This window comes from Streptomyces antibioticus (genome assembly GCF_002019855.1).
In the GTDB taxonomy this organism is placed as follows: domain Bacteria; phylum Actinomycetota; class Actinomycetes; order Streptomycetales; family Streptomycetaceae; genus Streptomyces; species Streptomyces antibioticus_B.
The window spans coordinates 4,994,743-5,014,476 of sequence record NZ_CM007717.1 but is presented as its reverse complement, the minus strand read 5'-3'; the positions used below and the strand labels follow the sequence as shown (position 1 = coordinate 5,014,476).

The window sequence follows — 19,734 nt, the reverse complement described above, 5'->3', positions numbered from 1 at the left end:
CCGCACTCCGGATGCCTCCCGCGCCCCGCGGCGCGTGAGACGGCCGTCGGTGGCCGCGCGCCCCGACGCCGACCGGGTCGTCCCACGGAGGGCGGGTCCCCGGCCGGACGGCTGGCAAACCCGGCCCGGCCGAAAGACACCCCCCTCGCACTCACATCTCAGGCGCGCGGCGCCACCTTGCTGAGGCCGTTGATGATGCGGTCCATCGCGTCGCCGCCCGTCGGGTCCGTGAGGTTGGCGAGCATCTTCAGCGTGAACTTCATCAGCAGCGGATGGGTCAGACCCCGCTGCGTCGCGATCTTCATGACCTTCGGGTTGCCGATGAGCTTCACGAAGGCGCGGCCGAGCGTGTAGTAGCCGCCGTAGGTGTCGGCGAGGATCTGCGGGTAGCGGCGCAGGGCCAGTTCGCGCTGGGCGGGGGTGGCGCGGGCGTGCGCCTGGACGATCACGTCGGCGGCGAGCTGCCCGGACTCCATGGCGTAGGCGATGCCCTCGCCGTTGAAGGGGTTCACCAGACCGCCGGCGTCGCCGACCAGCAGCAGGCCCTTGGTGTAGTGGGGCTTGCGGTTGAAGGCCATGGGGAGCGCGGCGCCGCGGATCGGGCCGGTCATGTTTTCGGGGGTGTATCCCCAGTCCTCCGGCATGGACGCGCACCACGCCTTGAGGACCTCGCGCCAGTCCAGCTCCTTGAAGGAGTCGGAGGTGTTGAGCACGCCCAGGCCGACGTTGGACGTGCCGTCGCCCATGCCGAAGATCCAGCCGTAGCCGGGCAGCAGCCTGTCCTCGCCGGGGCCGCGCCGGTCCCACAGTTCCAGCCAGGACTCCAGGTAGTCGTCTTCGTGGCGCGGGGAGGTGAAGTAGGTGCGGACGGCGACGCCCATCGGGCGGTCCTCGCGGCGGTGCAGGCCCATCGCCAGCGAGAGCCGGGTGGAGTTGCCGTCGGCGGCGACCACCAGCGGGGCGTGGAAGGTGACTTCGCGCTTGTCGTCGCCGAGCTTGGCGTGGACGCCGGTGATCCGCCCGGTGCGGTCGTCGACGATCGGGGCGCCGACGTTGCAGCGCTCGTAGAGGCGGGCCCCGGCCTTCTGCGCCTGGCGGGCGAGCTGCTCGTCGAAGTCGTCGCGCTTGCGGACGAGTCCGTAGTCCGGGAAGGAGGCGAGATCCGGCCAGTCGAGCTGGAGCCGGACGCCGCCGCCGATGATGCGCAGCCCCTTGTTGCGCAGCCAGCCGGCCTCCTCGGAGATGTCGATGCCCATGGCCACGAGCTGTTTCGTGGCGCGCGGGGTGAGGCCGTCGCCGCAGACCTTCTCGCGCGGGAACTCGGTCTTCTCCAGCAGGAGCACGTCGAGTCCGGCCTTGGCGAGGTAGTAGGCGGTCGTGGAGCCGGCCGGCCCCGCGCCGACGACGATCACATCGGCGGTGTTTTCGGAGAGGGGCTCGTTCACGACGGTCACGGCGGGATCTCCCCAAGTTAGGAATCTGCGTGCCGACCGGCACTGGACACGGGCAGTCTATTCAGCAGAATTGATCACCCGGCTGAAGGGCTGCCCCGTGAACCGTGCTCTCCCCGTCGTACGGCTGCGTGTCCCCACGGACGAGGACGCGGTCGCCTGGCACCGGGTCTTCGGCCACCCGGACGTGATGGAGTTCCACGGCGGCCGGCCCGCGGAGCTGTCCGTCTACGAGGAGCTGACCGCGCGGCAGCGGCGGCACGACGCCGAGCGCGGCTTCTGCCTGTGGACCCTGCTCGACGAGGACGGCCGGGTCATGGGGTTCACCGGGGCGCAGCCGTGGCCGGCGGAGTGGGGGCCGCGAGGCGAGATAGAGATCGGGTGGCGGCTCGGCCGGGAGTTCTGGGGCAAGGGCTATGTCACGGCGGCCGCGCGGACGACCCTGGAGCGGGTGCGGGCGGCCGGGGTGCCGTCGGTGGTGGCGATGGTCGACGCCCGCAACGCGCGGTCGATCGCGGTGACCCAGCGGCTGGGCATGCGGCTCGCCGACACGTTCACGAGCCCCGAGTCCCGCCGCGAGGGGCACTGCTACCGGCTGGATCTCGGCACCACCGACTGAGCCGCCATCGACCCGATGTCACGCTGAGTGAGAAAATGCTACGGATCGATACTCAGCGCTTCCGGACGGTACCCCGGGCCGGTTACCCTTCCAGTACCGCTGGGGGTGACATCTGTGCTCATACCGCCCAATACACCCGAAGTGCGCGTACCGCGGTTCGTCGGCCTGATGGCCGTGGACGCGCGCGAGGCGGCCGCGGCGCGAGGCGTGCTGCTGGCCGCTCCCGACCGGCCCGAATTCCACCGCGCCGTCGTCGACTACGTCGTACGCCAGTATCCGCCGCCCGGAGTGGAGGTGCCGCGCGGGGCCGTCGTCACCGTGTGGTTCGACTTCGCCGAGGGTGAGGGCGGCGGCGGGGCGGGAGTCCGGGAGCCGCGCGTCCCGAAACCGGGCGGCGGCGGAATCCGACGCGAACTGGACCGGCCCGGGGACACCCGCCATCCCGGACATCCGGGCGCCTCGGGGCACCCCGAGAGCCCCTTCGAGCCGATCGCCCTGTAGAGCGCGACCCGGTGCGGCTCAGGACTCCTTGAAGCCCCGGTGCAGCGTCACCACACCGCCCGTGAGGTTGCGCCACGCCACCTTCGACCAGCCCGCCTTGCGCAGCCGTTCGGCCAGCGCGGGCTGGTCGGGCCAGGCGCGGATGGACTCGGCGAGATAGACGTAGGCGTCGGGGTTGGAGGAGACCGCGCGGGCGACCGGCGGCAGGGCGCGCATCAGGTACTCGGTGTAGACGGTCCGGAAGGGCGCCCACGTCGGGTGGGAGAACTCGCAGATCACCACGCGTCCGCCGGGCCGGGTCACCCGGTGCATCTCGCGCAGCGCCGCGTCGAAGTCCTGGACGTTGCGCAGGCCGAAGGAGATGGTGACGGCGTCGAAGGTGTCGTCCTTGAACGGCAGCCGGGTGGCGTCCCCGGCGGTGAACGGCAGCCAGCCGTGCTTCCGCTTGCCGACCTGGAGCATGCCGAGCGAGAAGTCGCAGGGGACGACGTACGCGCCGGTCCGGGCGAACGGCAGGGACGAGGTGGCCGTGCCCGCGGCGAGGTCGAGGATCTTCTGCGCCGGACGGGCGTCGACCGCCGTCGCCACCTCCTTGCGCCACCTGCGGTCCTGGCCGAGCGACAGCACGTCGTTCGTCAGGTCGTACCGTTCCGCCACGCGGTCGAACATCGAGGCGACTTCGTGGGGCTGCTTGTTCAGGGAAGCACGGGTCACCTCGCCATTCTTACAGCACGCCTCCCGGCGCTCACGGCACGCCCTCATGGCAGCAGCCTCGGCCGCTTCCTCGCCGCGACGTCCTCCACCCAGCCGCACAGCAGCACGAACACCCCGATCAGCAGCCAGCCGACGCCGAACAGGAACCACTGGCTGTCCAGCGGCAGATACGCCTCGAAGGCCGGGACGTCCCAGAACCGGTCGATCAGCGGGACCGCGAGGAGCAGCGCGATCTCGTGCCAGAGGTAGATCGTGACCGCGCGCGCGTTGAAGACGGTGACGATCCGGTTCGTCCGGCGGAACCGGGTCAGCCGGGCGAAGCCGATGCCGAAGCGCGCCTTCGCCCACAGCAGCGGGAGCACGAACCCGGCCGACCAGAACGCCTGGGCGAGCGGGTTCTCGTCCAGGTCGTGGGTGCCGAACTCGGCCCGGTGGGCGAGGGCGTACCAGCCGCCGAAGCCGAGCGCCGCGAGGGAGAGGACGGCGACCGCGGCCGGTCTCATCCGCCGGAGCACGCCGTCGCGGTGCGCGAAGCCGAGCAGCCAGCAGCACAGGTACGTCGACAGGTCCCACAGGGCGGTGCCGATCCGGCCGTCCGGGCCCGCCCACACGAAGTTCAGCACCAGCACCGGTACGAGGGAGAGCACGAGCACCGGGAGCGGGGCGAGCCGGAACACCCGCAGCAGCAGCGGGGAGAGCAGCACGAACCACAGGTAGGTGCGCAGGTACCAGAGGATCTCCCACGCCTGCTCGCCCCAGGCGTTGCCCGGCGGATCGCCCAGCGGGACGATCCAGTAGACGATCCGCCAGTCCGGCATCCAGCCGTGCAGCAGCATGGCGAGGACGACGAAGACGCCCCAGAACCAGAACGGCGGCAGCAGTCGGCGCAGCCGGCTTCGGACGACCTTGGGCGCGGGGCGTTCCAGGGACTTGGCCATCAGGGTGCCGGCCAGGGCGAACATGATCCCCATGGACGGGAAGACCAGCCCCGCCCAGGCCCAGTTGAAGGTGTGATACCCGACGACCCTGATCAGGGCGAGGGCCCGGAGGGTGTCGAAATAGCGGTCCCGCTGGGGAGGCGCGGACGCGGGCGCGGCTTCCCGTACGCTCACCCCCGCCAGCCCCCGCCCCCTCCGGTGCGCCCCCATCAACTCACCCCGGCCGGGGTCCCGACCTCGCCCGTGCGCTTCAGCTTCTGCCAGCGCAGCCGGCCGCCGGTGAGCGCCGTGACGCAGGAGTGGATGAGGACGAGGTACATCATCTGGCGGTAGGCCAACTGCTGGAGCGGCATCATCAGCAGATACCGGTACTTCTCGCGGTCGAGCCGGAACGCGTAGGCCGCGCACACCAGTTGGACGCACAGGACCGCCAGCCAGGCCAGCAGCGCCGCCCGGAAGTCGATGAAGATCATCGAGTAGAGGGTGAAGACGTCGATGAGCGGGGCGAAGACCGGCGTGACGATCTGGAAGAGCACCACCAGCGGCATCCCGACCCGGCCGAAGCGACCCGAAGGCCCCTTGTCCGTCAGCGACTTGCGGTGCTTCCACAGCGCCTGCATGGTGCCGTAGGACCAGCGGTAGCGCTGGGACCACAACTGCTTCAGCGAACCCGGCGCCTCCGTCCACGCCTTGGCGTGCTCCTGGTAGACGACCTGCCAGCCCGCGCGGTGCATGGCGATCGTGATGTCGGTGTCCTCGGCGAGGGTGTCCTCGCTCATGCCGCCGACCTCCAGGACGGCGTCGCGGCGGAACGCGCCGATCGCGCCCGGGATGGTGGGCATGCAGCGCAGCAGGTCGTACATGCGGCGGTCGAGGTTGAAGCCCATCACGTACTCGATGTGCTGCCAGGCGCCGATGACCGTGTCGCGGTTGCCGACCTTGGCGTTGCCGGCGACCGCTCCGACCTTCGGGTCGGCGAAGGGCTGCACCAACTGGTGCACGGCGTCCGGCTCGAAGACGGTGTCGCCGTCCATCATCACGACGATGTCGTGACGGGCGCTGCGGACACCGTGGTTGAGGGCGGCGGGCTTGCCGGCGTTCTCCTGCCGCAGGACCCGGACGTTCGTCATGCCGAGCCGGTCGGCCGCGTCGCGCGCGATCTGCGACGTACCGTCCGTGGAACCGTCGTCGACGACGAGGATCTCGATCGGATGGGTGCTCTTCGCCAGCGACTCCAGGGTGTTGGCGATGCACTCCTTCTCGTTGTACGCCGGGACGATCACGCTCACCGGGCGCGTGACCGTCGGTCCCCAACTGAAGCGGCGTCTGTTGCGTCTGCGGTGGTGGCGGCGGGCGAGGACGAGCATCATCCCGAAGCGGCCCATGACCGCGACGCCGACGACCATCAGTCCGACCGAGAGCGCCGGGACGGTCCACTCGGCGAGGGTGACCGCCGCGATGAGCGCCTTGCCCTCGTAGAGGGTGACGCCGGTGGCCTGGCGGTGGGCGGCCTGGAGAGGCGAGGCGGCCGCCAGACCGGCGCCCGGGATGCCGTTGCCCCCCGTGCTCCCGGCACCGGCGCCGGCACCGGCATCGGTACCGTTCTGCTCCGCCATCGCCCCGCTGATCGTGGTGAAGGTGTACCCCGCCGCCTTCATCTTCTCGATGTACTTCGGCAGCGCCGCGATCGTCTGCGACCGCTCCCCGCCCGCGTCGTGGAAGAGCACCGACGCGCCCTCGCCGTCCTCCGGAGTGGCCCACTTGATGATCTTCGAGACGCCGGGGCGCTTCCAGTCGTCGCTGTCGGTGTCGACGAAGACGCTGGTGTAGCCGTCCTCGCCCAGCTCCTTGTAGACGGGCCAGCTGTAGTTGTCGATGGCGTCCGTCTCGGAGGAGTACGGGGCGCGGAACAGCGTGGTCGTGATGCCGGCCGCACCGGCGAGGGCGAGCTGCGTCTGTGTCATCTCCCGGGTGACGCGGGCCTGGCTCTGGTAGGAGAGGTCGACGTGGGTGAAGGTGTGGATGCCCACCTCGTTGCCCTGCTCGACCATGTCCTTCACGATCCCCGGGTAGCGCGAGACCATCGAGCCCACGACGAAGAAGGTGCCGGGGACGTCGTACTCCTCGAGGATCTTGAGGACTTGGGGTGTCCAGGTGGGGTTCGGGCCGTCGTCGAAGGTGAGCGCGATCGTCTTGTCCGGGACGGACACGGTCGTGGCCTGGCCGCCCCGGAAGGTGAGGATCGGGCCGCCGTCGAGGATCTCGTCCGGTACGTCGCTGGAGCTGGCGCCGGTGCGGACGCGCTGGTCGCCGCCGACCTCGGCGCGCAGATAGCCGTCGAGGAGCATCACGCTGGTCAGGGCCAGCAGAAGCAGCAGGGCGAGGATGACCCGCGGCTTCTGGAGCGCGGCGGCCTTGCCCGCGGCGCGGCCGATGCGGGAGGGGGCGCGGCGGCGGCCACGGGAGGAAGTCGTCGTCATGGGTGTGGGGCTGCGTTCCGTCGAGGGGGCGGGGGCGGAGGGAAGGGATGTCAGCCGGCGGACGGGGAGGCCGTCACGGTCGGGCTCGCGCTCGGGGGCGCGGCCCCGGTGGGTAGCGCCCCGGTGGGCGGCGCCCCCACCTCCGCCCCGACACCGCCCGCGGGACCGAAGCCGCCGGGCCGCCCGCCGCCGCCCTGTCCGCCACCGCCCTGGCCGCCCCCGAACGGCAGCAGCGAGGACGGCGTCAGGGAGGTCCCCCAGCCCATGAAGGCGGCGCCGAGGACGGCGGCGTAGGCGAGACAGCCGACGCCGAGGAGGACGCCCACCCGGCGCAGCAGCTTGGACCTGCGGCCGGAGGTGTCCACGAACACGGGTCCGTCGGCGGGGCCGCTCGCGCCACCGCGTTTGCGACGGCGACCGCGAACGCGAACGTCCTCACGACTGTCGAAAGCAGACTCGGATTGCATTCCCCGGATGTTAAGGAGCCTTATGTGGCAGAAACTCTGACCCGTATATGAGGCACCCATGAGAAAGGGGTGAACCTGTCTCCTTCCTGAGAGATTCGCACTGTGCCCGTGCGATCGGTCCGCATGTGAGAGATTTCGAGTCCGGGGGTCGATTCACGAAAGCGGGTGCTTGTACATGCGGAGTTTCCTGGTGCCGACGGCCGGGCTGACCTGCCTGCTCGTCCTGGCCACGGCGGGATGCTCCACGGGATCCGGGGGATCCGCCGAGGAGCAGCAGGCGAAGGGGGCCACGCCGTCGCCGTCTGTCTCCGCGTCCGCGTCCGGCACGGCGTACGCCCCGTACGTCAGCGCCGTCGAGCCCTCCGACAACGACACGGCCGGCTCGCCGTCGACGTACAACCTGGCCTTCGTCATCTCCGACGGCAGCGGCTGCACGCCCGAGTGGAACGGGACGCACGCCGTCGACGACTCGGCGGTGACCTCGCGGATCTCCGCGCTGAAGGAGTCGGGCGCCACGGTCCGGGTCTCCTTCGGCGGGGCGTCCGGCAAGGAGCTGGGCGCCACGTGCTCCGACGCGGCCGCGCTGGCGGAGGCGTACGGCGCGGCGCTCGACGCGGCCGGTTCCACCCAGGCCGACTTCGACATCGAGGGCGACGAGCTGACCGACGCCGACTCGGTCGCCCTGCGCTCCCGGGCGATCGCGCTGCTCCAGGAGGAACGGCCGGACCTGGAGGTGTCGTTCACGCTGCCGGTGATGCCGTCCGGGCTGGACGAGGACGGGCTCGCGCTGCTGAAGTCCGCGAACAAGTACGACGTGCAGGTCTCCACCGTCAATCTGATGACGATGAACTACGGGGAGTCGTACGACGGGGACATGGGCGCGTACGCGATCACCTCGGCGACGGCGGCGCAGGCGCAGTTGAAGGACGTCTTCGGCACGTCGGACGCCACGGCGTGGCGGGCGATGGCGCTCACCTCGATGCTCGGCACGAACGACGTCGCCAACGAGACGTTCACGCTGGCCGACGCGGCGGAGGTGCGGGAGTTCGCGGAGGAGAAGGGCATCTCCTGGGTGTCGATGTGGTCGACCTTCCGGGACCAGCAGTGTGAGGAGGGCACCGCCACGGACGACGCGCTCACCAATTGCAGTGGGGTGGAGCAGAGTCCGGGCGCGTTCGCGGAGGCGTTCTCGGGGTAGCCCCGGGGGCTCACCTGGACCGGTACAGCAGACGGCCGTCGATCACCGTGGCGATGCAGCAGGACGCGCCCCGGGTCGTCAGCGCGGCCTCGTCGGGGGCGTCGAAGACGGCGAAGGTGGCGGCCGCGCCGGGCACCGGGGCGAGCGGTGTCACGATCGCCTCGCGCAGGCTCCGGCCACCGTCGGCAGCCAGCGGGTCGAGTGACGGCGGGCCCGCCGGATCGGTGAAGCGCTGCTCCACCGTGAGCCCGGCCCGGCGCACGGCGTCCAGCACGGCCGGGCGCCACAGGTCGCCCGCCACGGCCACGGTGCCGTGCGCCAGCATCCGCTGCACCCCGCGCCGGGCGCTCGCGCCCCGGCGCGTGTCGGTCGGGGCGAGCGCCGCGAGGGCCTCGCCGGTGAGCGGCTCGGTGCCCAGCTCGTCGGCCTCGCGCGGGTCGGGATGGTAGGCGTGTTCGAGGAGTTCGGGGCCGTACGGGTTGAGCAGCCCCGGGGTGAGCAGGCCCGGCCAGCGGCGCACGCGGGCCGTGGGAGACGCCTCGGCGAGTTCCTCGTACGGGCCGACGGCCGCGATGGTCCGCCCGTCCACGAGCACGGCGCCGCCGGGCACGGGAGGGTGTCGCGGATCCCCGGTCACGAGCAGATCCGCTGTATGAATCGTCAGCACGGAACGGCTAGTTGGAGGTGAGGAGCTTCAGTTCCGGGTGGGCCGTGCCGCCCTCGATGGCGGTCGAGGAGATGTGGGACATCACGCGCTCGTCGACCGGGTCGTTCGCCGGGTCGTCGTGGACGACGAGGTGCTCGTAGGTCGTCGCACGCTGGGCCGGGACACGGCCCGCCTTGCGGATCAGGTCGATGATCTCAAGGCGGTTGGAGCGGTGCTTGGCACCGGCCGAGGAGACGACGTTCTCCTCCAGCATGATCGAGCCGAGGTCGTCCGCGCCGTAGTGCAGGGAGAGCTGGCCGACCTCCTTGCCGGTGGTGAGCCAGGAGCCCTGGATGTGCTGGATGTTGTCCATGAACAGCCGGGCGATGGCGATCATCCGCAGGTACTCGAAGAGCGTGGCCTGCGTACGGCCCTTCAGGTGGTTGTTCTCGGGCTGGTACGTGTACGGGATGAACGCCCGGAAGCCGCCGGTGCGGTCCTGCACGTCACGGATCATCCGCAGGTGCTCGATGCGCTCGGCGTTGGTCTCGCCGGTGCCCATCAGCATGGTGGAGGTGGACTCGACGCCCAGCCCGTGGGCCGTCTCCATGATCTCCAGCCAGCGTTCGCCGGACTCCTTGAGCGGCGCGATCGCCTTGCGCGGGCGGGCCGGGAGCAGCTCGGCGCCGGCGCCGGCGAACGAGTCGAGACCGGCCGCGTGGATCCGCTGGATGGCCTCCTCCACGCTCACCTTGGAGATCCGGGCCATGTGCTCGACCTCGGACGCGCCCAGCGAGTGGATCACGAGCTGCGGGAACGCCTCCTTGATCGCGGAGAAGTGCTTCTCGTAGTACTCGACGCCGTAGTCCGGGTGGTGGCCGCCCTGGAACATGATCTGGGTGCCGCCGAGTTCGACGGTCTCGGCGCAGCGGCGCAGGATGTCGTCGAGGTCGCGGGTCCAGCCCTTGTCCTTGTCCTTGGGGGCCGCGTAGAAGGCGCAGAACCGGCACGCCGTGACGCACACGTTCGTGTAGTTGATGTTCCGCTCGATGATGTACGTCGCGATGTGCTCGGTCCCGGCGTACTTCCGTCGGCGGACGGCGTCCGCGGCGGAGCCGAGCGCGTGCAGGGGCGCGTCGCGGTAGAGGACCAGCGCCTCTTCCGGGGTGATCCGACCACCGTCGGCTGCGCGGTCGAGCACGGACTGGAGGTCGGCCTTCTCGGTCACCGGGCGCGTCCCTTTCGTCAAGGGTTGTGGACGGACCCGGCCAGCCTACGCCAGCCCTTTCGCCGGGATCACTTCAGGCCGTGTAGCCGCCGATCAGCAGCCCGGTGAGGGTTCCGGTGAGCATGAACGGGCCGAAGGGGATCGTCGTACGGCGTCCCGCGCGGCGGGCGACGACGAGGGCGCCGCCGTAGAGCGCGCCGTACGTGAAGCCGGCGAGGGTGCCGAGCATGACGGTGGGCCAGCCGTACCAGCCGAGGACGGCGCCGGTGCCGAGGGCGAGTTTGACGTCGCCGAAGGCCATGCCGGCGGGGTTGATGAGGTGCAGCACGTAGTAGGCGGCGCCGAGGGCGAGGGTGGCGAGCAGGGCGGTCGTCCAGCTTCCGGCGTGCTCGGGCAGCAGGGCGGCCGGGGCCAGCAGGGCGAGGGCGGCGACGGGCAGCGTCAGGGTCAGCGGGTCGGGCAGTCGGCGTACGCGCAGGTCGACGACGGCGAGCAGTACGCCGACCGGTGCGAGCGCCAGCCACACCCCCAGTTCGGGCCGGGTTCCGGTGGCCGCGGCGAGCAGGGCGCAGACGGCGGCGGTGACGAGGGGGTGGAGGTAGGTGCCGGGGGCGTAGGGGGCGGTGGGCGCCGCGCAGGCCGGGCAGTGGGCGCGGCCGAGCCAGCCCCGTAGGGGGTGGCCCGCCGGGCAGGCCGTGTGCCAGCCGGTGTCGGCCTCCTCGGACGGGACGGCGAAGCGGTAGGCGGCGCGGGGCAGGAGCGTGCCCGCCAGCGCGCCCCACACGGCGGCGATTGCGATCAGCGCCGCGTCGGTCAGGTCTGCGGTCACCCGTCGACCTTCGCCATCCGGGCCGTCGGGTTGCCCTCGGCCGCGCTGTCCGAGCGGTAGGTGAGGTCGTCGCCGGTCGGGGTGAAGCGGATGGTGTGGGGCTCGGGGTTGCAGCCGGCGTGGTTGGACGTGTCGCCCACCGAGGTGGCGACGACCTCCGTCTTCGTCACCTCCTTCAGCGTCAGGACGTCGACGCAGACACCGCCGAGCGGGTCGGTCTGGCGCAACCGGCCCAGCTTTCCGCCGACGTCCGTCTGTTCGAGGGTGACCCGGAAGGTGCCCATGGGGAGGCTGCCGCCGAGGCCGCGGCCCTGGCCCTCCCAGGTGCCGACGTACCGGGCGGGCAGCGCGGTCAGCCGGTCGCCTCCGCCGGTCGCGCTCGCGCTCGGCGGCGCGCTGGACGCGGCGTCGGAACCGGCTCCCGTTCCGGCGTCGGAGTCCTCGCGCTGGCCCGGCAGGAGCTGGAGGACGAACGCCGACCCCAGGGTGGCCACGGCGAGCGCCCCGGCGACCGCGAGCACCACACTGCAGCTCAGCCGCCGTCCGCGGCCGCCCTCACCGGGGGCGGCTCCGGCCGCCACGGTCACGGACAGCTTCCCGGGCCGTCCTCCGCCGCCGCCCTCCCCGGGCACGGCGTCCCGCGGCGCGGGCACGGAGCCGGGGGCCGGAGGCCCGCCCACCGGGGCACCTGCGCCTACCGGCCCGGCAGCGGCGATTCCCGGCCCGGCGGGCGTGGCACCGTGCCGCACACCCGACCCGGGCGTCGTGCCTCCGCCCGTCCCGGGCCCGCCAGGCGCCGCACCCGCACCCGCCCCGAAACCGGCGGCCCCGAACACCCCGCCCCCGCCGGGCCCGGCGGGCGTGGCCTCGCTTCCCGCGACCGACCCGGACCCCGGCCCCGTGGGCGTAGAGGCACCCGGGCCCGGGCCCCACCCGGCGGCACCCGCACCGTCCACCGGGGTGTCCGTCCCGCCCGTCGCCGCCCCCATCACCGGCGGCGGACCGAAGACTCCGTGGGCCTCGCCCACCGACGGGGTGGTGAAGCCGACCGGGCCCGAGGGGATCGGTTCCGCCGCCGCCTCCAGGTTGAGGAGTTCGACGGCGCTGCGGCCCACCTGGGCGATCAGGGCGCCCGGCAGCCAGCCGCCCGCGACGAGGCGGGCCGCGCCGTCGGGGGCGAGGCGGTGGGCGAGGTCGCCGGGGGCGGGGCGGGCCGCCGGGTCCTTGGCCAGGCACGCCCGGACGACGTCGCGGAGTTCGCCGGTGACCGACGCGCCGAGCACCGGCTCCTCGTGGACGACCTTGTAGAGCAGCGCGGCCGACGAGTCGCCGGGGAAGGGCGGTTCGCCGGTGGCCGCGTAGGCGAGGACCGCGCCGAGGGAGAAGACGTCCGCCGCGCCGGTCACGCCCCGGCCGAGGATCTGCTCGGGGGCCATGTAGCCGGGCGAGCCGATGGAGACGCCGGTGGAGGTGAGGGACGCGGTGCCGTCGGTGGCGCGGGCGATGCCGAAGTCGATGAGGAGCGGGCCGTCGACGGTGAGCAGGACGTTGGACGGCTTCACGTCCCGGTGCACGAGACCCAGTCCGTGCACGGCGGCGAGCGCCTCGGCGAGCCCGGCGCCGAGCACCCGCACGGTGTGCTCGGGCAGCGGTCCCGCGCCGGAGGCGACGGCGGCGGCGAGCGAGGGCCCGGCCACATAGGCGGTGGCGACCCAGGGCACGGCGGCCTCCGGGTCGGCGTCCAGCACCGACGCCGTCCAGGCGCCGCCGACCCGGCGGGCGGCCTCGACCTCGCGCCGGAACCGGGCCCGGAACTCCTCGTCGAGCGCGAGGTGCGGGTGCACGATCTTCACGGCGACCGTGCGGCCCCCGGCGCTGCGGCCCAGGTAGACCCGGCCCATCCCGCCGGACCCCAGCCGGCCGAGCAGCCGGTAGGGCCCGACGGCCGTCGGTTCGTCGGCTCCGAGCGGCTGCATGGACGTCCACCCCTCCCCCTGGGCCCGTGACCCCGTGGCCCGTTGGCCCGTCGGCCCCTTTGGGCTCTGAAGCAGGTTACGCAGGAAGGGGCCGGAGCAGTTCCACGTTCACGTCGGCGGGGAAGCCGGTCGTCGGTCCGATCCGGCGGGCGAACTCCGCGACCGCCGCCAACTGCGGGGCCCCGAACCGGAAGTCGAGGGTGGTGAAGTACTGCTCCAGGACGCGTTCGTCGAACGCCTCCCAGCGGGCGGCCTGTTCGGCGACCTTGCCGACCTCCTCCAGGGAGAGGTTGCGGGAGGCGAGGAACGCCTGGTGGACCTCGCGGGTGAGGTCGGGCTCGCGCTCCAGGTAGTCGCGGCGGGCGGCCCAGACGGCGAAGACGAACGGCAGCCCGGTCCACTCCTTCCAGAGCGCGCCGAGATCGTGCACCTGGAGGCCGTAGCGCGGCCCGTCGAGGAGGTTGGCCCGCAGCGCCGCGTCCCCGATCAGGACGGCGGCCTCGGCCTCCTGCATCATCAGGCTGAGGTCGGGCGGGCAGGTGTAGTAGTCGGGCCGTACGCCGAAACGATCCGCCAGCAGGAGCTGGGCCAGCCGCACGGAGGTGCGCGAGGTGGAGCCGAGGGCGACGCGGGCGCCGTCCAGCTCCTCCAGCGGGACCTGCGAGACGATCACGCAGGACATGACCGGGCCGTCGCAGCCGACCGCGATGTCGGGGAAGGCGACCAGGTCCTCGGCGTTCCTGAGGAACTCGACCAGGGTGACGGGCCCGATGTCGAGGTCTCCCTGCACCAGCCGCTCGCTGAGCTTCTCCGGGGTGTCCTTCGTCAGCTCGAAATCGAGGAGCGTGCCCGTTCTCGCGAGCCCCCAGTACAGGGGCAGGCAGTTCAGGAACTGGATGTGGCCGACGCGCGGCCGGGTGCGAGAATTGTCCACATCGCGAGGCTAGACCTCGTCGGGTACGCTGCGGACTCCGACCCCCTCAGTCAACCCCTTCGCCGGACGTTCAAACGTCCGGGTGACGTGATCTTGACCTCTGTTGCTTTCGGCTGCCCGCGTGCTAGGCTCGCCCGCAAGTTGCAGTTTGGTTTCCCTTGCAGTACAGAGCCTGCGGAGCATGTGACCGCGGGCTCTTGACGTTTTCAGACGTATGCAGTTGTGCGGCACTCGCTTTTCACACTTGCAGGTTCTGGAGCAGGGCAACCCTTTGGGCCCAAGGAGGGCTTATGGCTACCGGAACCGTGAAGTGGTTCAACGCCGAAAAGGGCTTTGGCTTCATCGCCCAGGAAGGCGGCGGCCCCGACGTCTTCGTCCACTACTCCGCGATCAACGCACAGGGCTTCCGTTCCCTGGAGGAGAACCAGCAGGTCTCCTTCGACGTCACGCAGGGCCCGAAGGGCCCGCAGGCGGAGAACGTCACCCCCGTGTGATCGTCACACCTCGTGTGATCGCAACCTGAGTGCAGTACCCAAGGAGCCCCGCGCCGTTCGGCGCGGGGCTCCTGCCTCTTCCGGTGACCCTTCCGGTCCCTCTTCCGGGTGAATCACCCGGGTGAATTCCTGGCGTCCGTCTGACGCGTCACACGTGCCTCACACGTGCTGCATCACGAGGACGAACGTCGTCCCGGGCAGCAACGCCTCGTACGAATGGGGGACGTCCCCCCGATAGGTCAGATAGTCCCCGGGATCCAGTTCGACCAGTTCGCCCTCCGGGCCCGCCTTCACCCGCCCCGTGCTCACGATCAGATGCTCCACCGTGCCCGGGATGTGCGGCTCCGAGGTCCGCGCCGCGCCCGGTTCGGCGCGCAGATGGTAGATGTCCCGGCGGGCGCCCGGCGGACTGGCCGACAGCAGGGTGGCCACGTACGGCGCCTGCTCCGAGGCCACCGTCGGCCCCTGGCCGGCCCGGATCACCCGGACGGCGGCGGCCGGCGGCTCGACCAGCGCGCTGAACGGCACCCCCAGCGCCACGCCCAGCGCCCAGATCGTCTCCATGCTCGGATTGCCGCTCGCCGCCTCCAACTGGGAGAGCGTGGACTTCGCGATGCCGGCGCGTTTGGCCAGCTCGGACAGGGACAGCCCGGCCCGGGCGCGCTCGCGCCGCAGGGAGGCGGCGATCCAGTCCAGCGGGAGGCGGGAGGGGGTTTCGGACATGCCGTGCACTCCATCGTTCGCTCTGTCGGTACGGGCGTTCGCCTTGACGAACGACACCCGTACTGTTCATTGTAGAAAACATGCGTTCGCCACACCGAACATCGCCGGGTCCCGGCACCCCCTCCCTCGCGCCGCTCGTCCGGGACAGTTCACTCGTCTGGGTGGCCAGTGGGGTGGTGGGGCTCTCCTTCGGCGCGATCTCCGTCGCGGGCGGGCTGCCGGTGTGGGTGCCGGTGGTGATGTCCCTGCTGGTGTACGCGGGATCGGCCCAGTTCAGCGCGGTGGGCGTGCTGCTGGCCGGGGGCGGGCCGTTCGCCGCGGCGGCCACCGGACTGCTGCTCAACACCCGCACGGCCGCCTTCAGCCTCGCCGTCGCCGACCTGCTCGGCCCCGGCCGGGCGGCGCGGTTCCTCGGCGCGCACCTGGTGACGGACGAGACGGTCGCCTTCGCCCTGGCCCAGCCCGACCCGGCGCGCCGCCGGGCCGCCTTCTGGGTCTCGGGGCTCGGTCTGTTCGCCGTGTGGAACGCGGGTGTCGCGGCCGGTGCGCTGGCCGGCACCGCGCTCGGCGACACCGCCGCGTACGGGCTCGACGCCGCCTTCCCCGCCGTACTCGTCGCCCTGGTCCTGCCCGCCCTGCGTGAGGACACCCGGCTGCGCCGCCCGGCGGCCCTCGGCGCGCTCCTCGCACTGGCGGCCACGCCGTTCGTCCCGGCGGGCCTGCCGGTCCTGCTCGCGCTGGCCGCGCTGCCGCTGTACGGCCTGCACGGCAAGGGCGGGGCCGCCCGATGAGCGCGACGGCCGCCGCGATCCTGGTGCTGGCGGCGGGCACGTACGCCTTCCGGCTGGTCGGCCCCGCCCTGCACGGCCGGGTGACGCTCCCGGACCGGGTGCGGGAGCTGCTGACGGCCGGGGCGGTGGTCCTCCTGGTCGCCCTGCTCGCCACTGGCGCGCTGACCGAGGGCGGCGGTTTCGCGGGCTGGGCGCGCCCGGCCGGGGTCCTCGCGGGCGCGGCCCTGGCCTGGCGCCGGGCGCCGTTCGCGGTGGTGGTCCTGGGCGCGGCGGGGGTGACGGCGGTGCTGCGGGCGGTGGGGGTGGGGTAGAGGGGTTGGGATGGGCGGAGCACGGTCGTCATGGCGGCACGGTCGTCAGTGGGGGCCGGTTGTCAGTGGGGGCCGGTTGTCAGTGGGGCGATCTAGGCTCCGGGGGCATGACGGCCTCCTCCTCCGATTTCCTCACCGCCACCCGCGTCTTCTACGACACCGTTGCCGAGGACTACGCCGAGCAGTTCCGGGAGGTGTTCGCGGGGGCGCCGCTGGACCGGGCGCTGCTCACGGCGTACGCCGAACTCGTCGGGCAGGGCGCCCGGGTGGCCGATCTCGGGTGCGGGCCCGGCCGGGTGACGGGGCTGCTGGCCTCGCTGGGCCTGGAGATGTCCGGGCTGGACCTGTCGGAGTCGATGCTCGCCGTCGCGCGGCGGGAGAACCCGGGGATACGGTTCGAGCGGGGCTCGATGCTCAGCATGGGCGGGTACGCGGACGGCTCGCTCGACGGGGCCGTCTCCTGGTACTCGTCCATCCACACCCCCGTGGAGCAACTGCCCGCCCTGTTCGCCGAGTTCCACCGGGTGCTCGCGCCGGGCGGCCCGCTGCTGCTCGCCTTCCAGGTCGGGGACGAGCCGCGCCGCCACGACCGGCCCTGGGGTCACTCGGTCGTCCTCGACTTCCAGCGCAGGCGCCCGGAGCGGATGACCGCGCTGCTCGCGGAGGCGGGTTTCGTGCCGCTGTCGTGCACGGTGCGGGAGGCCGACACCGGGCGCGGGGAGACGACCCCGCACGCCTTCCTGATCCTCCGCAAGCCCTGACGTGCCCGACGTGACCCGACCTCGAAAGGATCCGCCCCCGTGTCCATGTGGCTGAACCTCGCCAAGACCGACCCCGTCCGGCTGCGGGAGGCGCGCGCGAATCCGGAACTGATCGACGCCCTCTTCGACCCCGAGTCGGCGGAGGCCGACCTGCACGAGGAGGACTACCGGCAGCTCGCCGACATCGCCGAGGGCCGCGCCGCCGCGGAGGAGGGCTCGGCGGACTGGAGCAGCGCCTATCCGTGGCTGGCCCGCGCGACCGGCCAGGGCTGCGAGACCGTCGAGGAGTACGACTTCGGCTACGGCCCGGCGTTCCTGCTCACCCCGGACGAGGTGCGCCGGACCGCGGACGGGCTGGAGCGGGAGGGCTGGTCCCGCTTCCTGGAGCTGGGCGCGTACTACGCCAAGGCCGCCGCGGAGGGCAAGGGGATGATCGGCGGCGTGAGCTGAGCCGGGGGCCGCGCTGCGGCGGGCGGGGCCGGCTCAGGGCGCGTGCCCGGCCCGCCGCAGCGCGTGGCGCGTGTCTCAGACGGTGCCGGACTCCGCGATGGTGACCTTCGCCTTGGTACGGCCCGACTGGCTGCCGAGGCTCTCGATCTTCTTGACGAGGTCCAGGCCCTCGACGACCTCGCCGAAGACGACGTGCTTGCCGTCCAGCCAGGAGGTCACGATGGTCGTGATGAAGAACTGCGAGCCGTTGGTGTTCTTGCCCGCGTTGGCCATGCTCAGCAGACCCGGCTTGGTGTGCTTGAGCTGGAAGTTCTCGTCCGCGAACTTCTCGCCGTAGATGCTCTTGCCGCCGGTGCCGTCGCCCCGGGTGAAGTCGCCGCCCTGGAGCATGAAGTCCGGGATGACACGGTGGAAGGACGACCCGGCGTAACCGAAGCCGTGCTCGCCGGTGGCCAGCTCACGGAAGTTGCGGGCGGTCTTGGGCACGACGTCGTCGTACAGCTTGAAGACGATGCGCCCGGCGGGCTCGTCGTTGATGGTGATGTCGAAGTAAACGTTGTCGCTCATGGGTCCATGATTCATCGATTCGGCCCGGTTCCGGTAATCGGCACGGTGGGAGCGGGTGGGAGCCCCTTTCACGGCAACTCAAGCTCCGCCCACACCGTCTTGCCGACCTCCCGCTCGGTGACCCCCCAGACACGGGCCAGCACCGTGACGATCACGAGTCCCCGGCCGCCCTCCTCCTCCGGGTCGGTCACGATCCGCAGCCGCCGGTCGCCCCGAGTGTCGCTCACCTCGACACGGAGCGTGTTCCCCGCCAGCAGCAGCCTCAGCTCGAAGTCCCGGCCCGGTACGCGACCGTGCGTGACCGCGTTCGCGGCGAGTTCCGCGACGACCTGCTGTGCGGCGCGGTTGCCGTCGCCGCCGTGCGGGTGGCCCCAGGCCGTGAGCTGCTGTTCGGTCAGCCTCCGGGCCAGGCGTGCGCCGCGCGGGGTGGAGCTGAGGCGCAGGGTCGTCCCACCGAGGGGGGTGGAGATCTGGGTGGAGATTTCGGAGTTCACCTGACTGAGCGTGGCCGCTTGTATCTACGCTGGCCAGGGGCGACTTGGCGACTCTGGGTAGCCGTACGGCTGCGGGGCGGTGTGCGTACGGAGTGTCGTCGTCCAGGACCCACGGAGGCGTACATGACGGATGAACGCAGGCCGGAAACCCCGGCGGAGGCCGACGGCACGACGGGCTTGCTGACGGCGCTGGGCAAGATGATGAAGCTGCTACGGGAACGGAAGGGGCTGACCCAGAAGGACTTCGGCCAGTTGGTCGGCTACGGCCCGGACGCCATCTCCGCGATGGAGCGGGGGGTGCGGACGATGAGGCCGGAGGTGCTGGAGAAGGCGGACGAGTTGTTGGACGCGGGGGGCTTGTTCCTCCAGGCGGTGCCTGAACTGAGGGAGGCGATGTCGCGGGTACGGACACGGCATCCGGAGTGGTATCGGAGCTACGCGGCGTTGGAGGCGGAGGCGGTAGAGCTGCACTTCTATGCCAACCATGCCATTCCTGGGCTTTTGCAGACTAAGGAGTACGCGTTCACCGTGTTCCGCCAGAGGCGCCCCTTCCTCAGCGAGGACATCATCGAGAAGCGGGTCGCGGACCGGCTCTCCCGGCAGCAGATCTTCGACGGCTGGCCCCCGCCGATCGTGAGCTACGTCCTTGAAGAGGTGGTTCTGGATCGGCCGATCGGCGGACTGGCCATCCTCAAAGGCCAGTTGGAGAATCTCTTGAGGGTCAGCAGCCTTCGGAACGTGGAAATCCAGGTGATGCCGACTCGGCGCGAGGAACACCCCAACCTGGACAGCGCGTTCAATCTGCTGACCCCCAAGGCACATGGCCAGGTCGCGTACACGGAGGCACAGAGGTATCCCCGGCTGATCACCGACTCAGAAGAGGTCAGGAAGATCGCAGACCGCTATGGTTTCATGCGCGCGCTGGCACTCAGCCCTGCGGAGTCCCGCACCTTGATCGAAGGGAAGCTGAAGGAACTATGAGCAGCGAGAACCTCACCTGGTTCAAGTCCAGCTACAGCAGCGGCGAAGGCGGCGAGTGCCTGGAGGTCGCCACGTGCACCCACACCATCCACATCCGCGACTCCAAGAATCCCGCTGGCCCCAACCTCACCCTTTCCCGCGCCGCTTGGGCTGACTTCCTCGCCCACGCCACGGAGTGATC

The 19,734-nt window shown here is 71.6% G+C and carries 23 protein-coding genes; 10 read left to right on the top strand and 13 right to left on the bottom strand.

The features are described 5' to 3' along the window. Nucleotides 1-158: 158 nt before the first annotated feature. Nucleotides 159-1,454, bottom strand: coding sequence for a geranylgeranyl reductase family protein (locus tag AFM16_RS22780; protein ID WP_030790201.1), 1,296 nt, complete (start codon nucleotides 1,452-1,454; stop codon nucleotides 159-161). 97 nt (nucleotides 1,455-1,551) lie between these two features. On the opposite strand from AFM16_RS22780, the gene AFM16_RS22775 reads away from it, so the two are divergent. Both AFM16_RS22775 and AFM16_RS22770 read left to right on the top strand, forming a co-directional pair. Further along, on the top strand, nucleotides 1,552-2,070 hold the full coding sequence (locus AFM16_RS22775; RefSeq protein ID WP_107419306.1) for a GNAT family N-acetyltransferase: 519 nt from the start codon (nucleotides 1,552-1,554) through the stop codon (nucleotides 2,068-2,070). 141 nt (nucleotides 2,071-2,211) lie between these two features. Next, the gene (locus AFM16_RS22770; RefSeq protein WP_306293480.1) at nucleotides 2,212-2,571 is read left to right on the top strand and encodes a PASTA domain-containing protein; all 360 of its coding nucleotides are present in this window, start codon (nucleotides 2,212-2,214) and stop codon (nucleotides 2,569-2,571) included. Nucleotides 2,572-2,589: 18 nt separating this feature from the next. Here the strand turns inward: AFM16_RS22770 and AFM16_RS22765 are convergent, their stop codons facing one another. From AFM16_RS22765 to AFM16_RS22750, 4 genes are read right to left on the bottom strand one after another with little or no spacing between them, the layout of a single operon-like run. Next, entirely contained in the window at nucleotides 2,590-3,285 is a 696-nt protein-coding gene (locus tag AFM16_RS22765) for a demethylmenaquinone methyltransferase (protein WP_030790210.1), read from the bottom strand. 44 nt (nucleotides 3,286-3,329) lie between these two features. After that, nucleotides 3,330-4,433, bottom strand: a complete 1,104-nt coding sequence (locus tag AFM16_RS22760; protein ID WP_078634460.1) for an acyltransferase family protein — start codon at nucleotides 4,431-4,433, stop codon at nucleotides 3,330-3,332. Continuing rightward, nucleotides 4,433-6,703, bottom strand: a complete 2,271-nt coding sequence (locus AFM16_RS22755) for a bifunctional polysaccharide deacetylase/glycosyltransferase family 2 protein (protein ID WP_078634459.1) — start codon at nucleotides 6,701-6,703, stop codon at nucleotides 4,433-4,435. Before AFM16_RS22755 ends, AFM16_RS22760 begins: the two co-directional genes overlap by 1 nt. 50 nt (nucleotides 6,704-6,753) lie before the next feature. After that, nucleotides 6,754-7,068, bottom strand: coding sequence for a hypothetical protein (locus tag AFM16_RS22750; RefSeq protein ID WP_306293479.1), 315 nt, complete (start codon nucleotides 7,066-7,068; stop codon nucleotides 6,754-6,756). Between the two features lie 277 nt (nucleotides 7,069-7,345). On the opposite strand from AFM16_RS22750, the gene AFM16_RS22745 reads away from it, so the two are divergent. Beyond that, nucleotides 7,346-8,368: a chitinase gene (locus AFM16_RS22745; RefSeq protein WP_078634458.1), complete on the top strand. Its 1,023-nt coding sequence runs from the start codon at nucleotides 7,346-7,348 to the stop codon at nucleotides 8,366-8,368. 10 nt (nucleotides 8,369-8,378) lie between these two features. On the opposite strand, the gene AFM16_RS22740 is transcribed toward AFM16_RS22745, so the two are convergent. The 5 genes from AFM16_RS22740 to AFM16_RS22720 form a co-directional block, all read right to left on the bottom strand. Beyond that, a complete protein-coding gene (locus AFM16_RS22740) occupies nucleotides 8,379-9,035 on the bottom strand; it encodes an amidohydrolase family protein (protein WP_030790225.1) in 657 nt (218 codons plus the stop codon). Between the two features lie 7 nt (nucleotides 9,036-9,042). Continuing rightward, a complete protein-coding gene (mqnC, locus tag AFM16_RS22735) occupies nucleotides 9,043-10,242 on the bottom strand; it encodes a cyclic dehypoxanthinyl futalosine synthase (RefSeq protein ID WP_078634457.1) in 1,200 nt (399 codons plus the stop codon). A gap of 73 nt (nucleotides 10,243-10,315) precedes the next feature. Next, nucleotides 10,316-11,059 (bottom strand): prepilin peptidase, encoded by a 744-nt coding sequence (locus tag AFM16_RS22730; RefSeq protein ID WP_078637059.1) that lies wholly within the window; start codon nucleotides 11,057-11,059, stop codon nucleotides 10,316-10,318. A gap of 8 nt (nucleotides 11,060-11,067) precedes the next feature. After that, entirely contained in the window at nucleotides 11,068-13,047 is a 1,980-nt protein-coding gene (locus AFM16_RS22725) for a serine/threonine-protein kinase (RefSeq protein WP_078634456.1), read from the bottom strand. Between the two features lie 76 nt (nucleotides 13,048-13,123). Continuing rightward, complete coding sequence (locus AFM16_RS22720; RefSeq protein WP_078634455.1) at nucleotides 13,124-13,981, bottom strand: menaquinone biosynthetic enzyme MqnA/MqnD family protein; 858 nt, start codon at nucleotides 13,979-13,981, stop codon at nucleotides 13,124-13,126. 290 nt (nucleotides 13,982-14,271) lie between these two features. Here AFM16_RS22720 and AFM16_RS22715 point away from each other — a divergent pair, with 290 nt between their 5' ends. Then, nucleotides 14,272-14,475, top strand: coding sequence for a cold-shock protein (locus tag AFM16_RS22715; RefSeq protein ID WP_003974443.1), 204 nt, complete (start codon nucleotides 14,272-14,274; stop codon nucleotides 14,473-14,475). Nucleotides 14,476-14,634: 159 nt separating this feature from the next. On the opposite strand, the gene AFM16_RS22710 is transcribed toward AFM16_RS22715, so the two are convergent. Next, nucleotides 14,635-15,198, bottom strand: coding sequence for a helix-turn-helix domain-containing protein (locus tag AFM16_RS22710; RefSeq protein WP_030790234.1), 564 nt, complete (start codon nucleotides 15,196-15,198; stop codon nucleotides 14,635-14,637). Between the two features lie 80 nt (nucleotides 15,199-15,278). Here AFM16_RS22710 and AFM16_RS22705 point away from each other — a divergent pair, with 80 nt between their 5' ends. The 4 genes from AFM16_RS22705 (at nucleotide 15,279) to AFM16_RS22690 (ending at nucleotide 17,511) form a co-directional block, all read left to right on the top strand. Beyond that, complete coding sequence (locus AFM16_RS22705; protein WP_078634454.1) at nucleotides 15,279-15,989, top strand: AzlC family ABC transporter permease; 711 nt, start codon at nucleotides 15,279-15,281, stop codon at nucleotides 15,987-15,989. Then, nucleotides 15,986-16,300, top strand: a complete 315-nt coding sequence (locus AFM16_RS22700; RefSeq protein WP_078634453.1) for an AzlD domain-containing protein — start codon at nucleotides 15,986-15,988, stop codon at nucleotides 16,298-16,300. The genes AFM16_RS22705 and AFM16_RS22700 overlap by 4 nt, the downstream gene beginning before the upstream one ends. 107 nt (nucleotides 16,301-16,407) lie before the next feature. Continuing rightward, the gene (locus tag AFM16_RS22695) at nucleotides 16,408-17,061 is read left to right on the top strand and encodes a class I SAM-dependent methyltransferase (RefSeq protein ID WP_078634452.1); all 654 of its coding nucleotides are present in this window, start codon (nucleotides 16,408-16,410) and stop codon (nucleotides 17,059-17,061) included. 39 nt (nucleotides 17,062-17,100) lie between these two features. After that, nucleotides 17,101-17,511: a hypothetical protein gene (locus AFM16_RS22690; protein WP_030790248.1), complete on the top strand. Its 411-nt coding sequence runs from the start codon at nucleotides 17,101-17,103 to the stop codon at nucleotides 17,509-17,511. A gap of 75 nt (nucleotides 17,512-17,586) precedes the next feature. On the opposite strand, the gene AFM16_RS22685 is transcribed toward AFM16_RS22690, so the two are convergent. Continuing rightward, nucleotides 17,587-18,078, bottom strand: a complete 492-nt coding sequence (locus AFM16_RS22685) for a peptidylprolyl isomerase (protein WP_030790251.1) — start codon at nucleotides 18,076-18,078, stop codon at nucleotides 17,587-17,589. A gap of 68 nt (nucleotides 18,079-18,146) precedes the next feature. Continuing rightward, nucleotides 18,147-18,572 carry an ATP-binding protein gene (locus AFM16_RS22680; RefSeq protein WP_245177769.1) on the bottom strand — a complete coding sequence of 142 codons (426 nt, stop codon included), beginning with the start codon at nucleotides 18,570-18,572 and terminating at the stop codon, nucleotides 18,147-18,149. Between the two features lie 123 nt (nucleotides 18,573-18,695). On the opposite strand from AFM16_RS22680, the gene AFM16_RS22675 reads away from it, so the two are divergent. Together AFM16_RS22675 and AFM16_RS22670 are read left to right on the top strand one after the other, a co-directional pair. Next, nucleotides 18,696-19,553, top strand: a complete 858-nt coding sequence (locus AFM16_RS22675; RefSeq protein ID WP_078634450.1) for a helix-turn-helix domain-containing protein — start codon at nucleotides 18,696-18,698, stop codon at nucleotides 19,551-19,553. Then, on the top strand, nucleotides 19,550-19,732 hold the full coding sequence (locus AFM16_RS22670) for a DUF397 domain-containing protein (RefSeq protein WP_078634449.1): 183 nt from the start codon (nucleotides 19,550-19,552) through the stop codon (nucleotides 19,730-19,732). Before AFM16_RS22675 ends, AFM16_RS22670 begins: the two co-directional genes overlap by 4 nt. Nucleotides 19,733-19,734: the final 2 nt, after the last annotated feature.